The organism is Citrobacter sp. Igbk 16, assembly GCF_028069755.1.
Taxonomy (GTDB): domain Bacteria; phylum Pseudomonadota; class Gammaproteobacteria; order Enterobacterales; family Enterobacteriaceae; genus Citrobacter.
Genome location: NZ_JANEWJ010000069.1, coordinates 1 through 1,490, shown reverse-complemented (window position 1 = coordinate 1,490; position 1,490 = coordinate 1). Strand labels below are relative to the sequence as shown.

1 protein-coding gene and 1 pseudogene are annotated in these 1,490 nt (G+C 34.5%); both read left to right on the top strand.

Features of this window, described 5'->3' with window-relative positions; genetic code table 11:
* Positions 1-1,139, top strand: a 1,139-nt coding sequence (locus NNO03_RS22380) for an ABC transporter ATP-binding protein (RefSeq protein ID WP_271450606.1), incomplete at its 5' end; no start/stop codon positions are given.
* 1 nt (position 1,140) lies between these two features.
* A pseudogene (locus NNO03_RS22375) lies at positions 1,141-1,490 on the top strand (hypothetical protein); the annotation flags it as partial.

Genomic DNA, 1,490 nt, shown 5'->3' with positions numbered 1-1,490 from the left:
ATCGATTATTAGAATGGATGTCATTCGGAAATAAAAAATATTCGAATAGAATAAACATTTTGAATGATATCTCTTTTAACGTCGGGGTCGGTGAGTCTGTTGGTATTTTAGGTATGAATGGTGCAGGGAAAAGTACCTTACTTAAAATTATAACAGGAACAACAATGCCATCAAGCGGTAGCGTGTCAGTTCGGGGGCGTGTGGCTGCTTTGCTAGAGTTAGGTATGGGATTCCATCCCGATTTCTCAGGCAGAGATAATGTCTATATGTCAGGACAGCTATTAGGATTAAATACTGAGCAAATTAAGGAGTTAATGCCTAGCATTGAAGAATTCTCTGAAATAGGGAAATATATTGATCAACCTGTACGTACCTATTCTAGTGGGATGCAGGTAAGATTGGCCTTTGCTGTTGCAACAGCAGTAAGGCCTGAGTTATTAATTATTGATGAAGCATTGTCTGTTGGTGATGCATATTTTCAAGCTAAGAGTTTCAATAAAATTAGAGAATTTAAAGCCCAAGGAACTACGCTTCTAATTGTCTCTCACGATCAGGCAGCTATTGCTAATATTTGTACAAGAGCAATACTGTTGGATAAAGGTAGTATAGTTGCAGATGGGTTGCCGACGGATGTTTTAAATTTATATAACGCGAAACTATCAAAAACAGCAGACGAGAATGAGATAATTGTTAACGACGGAAAATCGGAGTCAGGAAATAAAAAAGCTATAATAAATAGTTTCTATATTGAATCAGAAACTGGGGAAAAAATTGACACGTTGGTTACTGGTGATAAATGTTCAATATGCTTTAAAATATTTAATAAACATGTCACCAAGGGGCTAACATTAGGTTTTCATATTCGTGATCGTCTAGGTAATATTGTTTTTGGAACAAATACATTAGCACATAAAATTGAAATGGATGACTATGGGGAAAAGCTAATTAAATTCACGCTCCAAATGAATATAGGTGTTGGGGAATATAGTGTATCCGCAGCACTTCATAAAGAACATAATCATTATGAAGAATGTTATCATTGGAAGGATGGGCTTGGAACTTTTACTGTCATTGCACCTGGGAAAATATTTGTTGGTAGCGCATGGTTAGATAATCAATGTGTCATCGAGGAGTTATAATATGTTTAATTTTAGTAACATAAATTCGAAAATACAGAGTATTGTTGATGCTATCAATGAAAACAGTAATAAGCTAAATTCTCGCGTGGATATGATTTATGAAAATAATGAAAGGTTAAAATCTCGCATTGATGAACTCGATAAAAGTATTGCACATCACTTTGGAAATGAAAATAAAATCATCACTCAGTTGATTGAGATGGAAGATAAAAGGGATCTGCTCAGTAAAGATATAAAAACTATTCTTTACCAACACATGGAAAGGTTGGAGTTTATCCGTGAAGAGTTAATGTTTGAATTTAGAGTGAAAACGGATACTCTTAAGGATAGAAATAATACAAAAATAGAGAG